The following is a 1,742-nucleotide window of genomic DNA, read 5'->3' as shown; positions in this document are numbered from 1 at the left end:
GACCGTCCTTCGCGACGCCCTTGCGCAACGCGCTGGCGAAATCCGCTTCGGTATAGCCGCCGATGCCCGTCTCCGGGTCGGGCGTGATGTTGGTCGTGTAGATCGCGCCCATCGGCGTGACCATCTTCAGGCCGCCCGCGAACGGCGTGCCGCGCGGCGCGGTGTGGCACGCGACGCAGTCGCCGGCTTTCGCCAGATACGCGCCGCGGGCGACGAGCGCGCTGTCGGCGGGCGCCGTCTGCGCGGCATGCGCAGCCGTGCCGATCACCAGAGCGGATAGCGCGAACAGCCACGCGCGGAGCGTGTTCAGGTTCAGGGTGAGATATCGCATCGTTGTCCCCTCCCCTCAGGCCGTTTTCAGCTGGTTGCCGACCGGCAGCTTGCGCAGCCGCGTGCCGGTGGCCGCGAAGATCGCGTTCGACAGCGCCGCCGCGGTCGCGGCCGTGCCCGGCTCGCCGATCCCGCCCGGCGCCTCGCCGCTCTTCACCAGATGGACTTCGATCGGGGGCACCTCGTTGATTCGCATCATCCGGTAGTCGTTGAAGTTGGTCTGCACGACGCGGCCGTCCTCGATCGTGATCTCGCCGTACAGCGCGCCCGTGATCCCGAAGATGATGCCGCCCTGCACCTGCGCCTCGATCGTGTTCGGATTGACGTACATCCCGCAATCGACCGCGCACACGGCGCGCTTGACCTGCACCTCGCCGCCGTCCACCGCGACGTCGATGACGATCGAGAAGAAGCTGCCGAACGCGTGCATCACCGACACGCCGCGCCCTTGCCCCTTCGGCAGCGATGTGCCCCAGCCGGCCGCCTTCGTCGCGACGTCGAGCACGTTGCGGGCGCGCGGCGTCTTGTCGAGCAGCGCGCGGCGGTACTGCACCGGGTCGGTCTTGGTCTGCGCGGCCAGTTCGTCGATGAAGCTTTCGACGACGAACGTGCTGCGCGTCGGCCCGACGCCGCGCCAGAACGCGGTGGGCACGTGGCGCGGCTCCTGGCGCACGTAGTCGACCAGCTGGTTCGGCAGGTCGTACGGCAGTTCGGCCGCGACCTCGACCGCGTCGGGATCGACGCCGTCCTTGACCGCGGGCGGCGCGAAGCGCGCGAGGATCGACGAGCCGACGATCCGGTGCTGCCACGCGACCGGTTTGCCGTTCGCGTCGAGGCCGGCCGAGATCGCGTCGTGGTAGCACGGCCGGTACATGTCGTGCTGGACGTCTTCCTCGCGCGTCCAGATCACCTTCACCGGTGCGTTGACCTGTTTGCCGACCTTCACGGCCTGGCCGATCATGTCGGTCTCGAGCCGTCGGCCGAATCCGCCACCGAGCAGATGGTTGTGCACGACGATCTTGTCCGGCGACAGCCCGGTCAATTGCTGCGCCGTGTCGCGTGCGCGGGTCGGTACTTGCGTGCCGACCCAGATCTCGCAGCCGTCGCCACGCACGTGCACCGTGCAGTTCACCGGCTCCATCGTCGCGTGGGCGAGCAGCGGCTGTTCGTAGACGGCGTCGACGCGCGTCTTCGCGTTCGCGAACGCCTTGCCGACGTCGCCTTCCTTGCGTGCGACCGCGCCCTTGCCGTTCGCCGCCGCCTGCGCGAGATCCGCGAACAGGTCCTTGGTCGACACCTTCGCGCCCGCGCCTTCGTTCCACTTCACGACGAGCGCCGATGCGCCGCGCTTCGCGGCCCACGTGTGATCGCCGACCACCGCGACCGCATTGTCGACGCGCACGACCTGGCGA

General features: G+C 69.3%; 1 protein-coding gene and 1 pseudogene. Both read right to left on the bottom strand.

What is annotated here, in order from left to right:
• Window positions 1–331 (bottom strand): annotated as a pseudogene (locus JMF90_RS35765) (cytochrome c); the annotation flags it as partial.
• Window positions 332–346: 15 nt separating this feature from the next.
• Window positions 347–1,742, bottom strand: a 1,396-nt coding sequence (locus tag JMF90_RS35760; protein WP_201317124.1) for a xanthine dehydrogenase family protein molybdopterin-binding subunit, incomplete at its 5' end; no start/stop codon positions are given.

This window comes from Burkholderia sp. E168m23 (assembly GCF_016586125.1).
In the GTDB taxonomy this organism is placed as follows: Bacteria; Pseudomonadota; Gammaproteobacteria; order Burkholderiales; family Burkholderiaceae; genus Burkholderia; species Burkholderia orbicola.
This window is presented reverse-complemented; position numbering and strand designations above follow the sequence as displayed.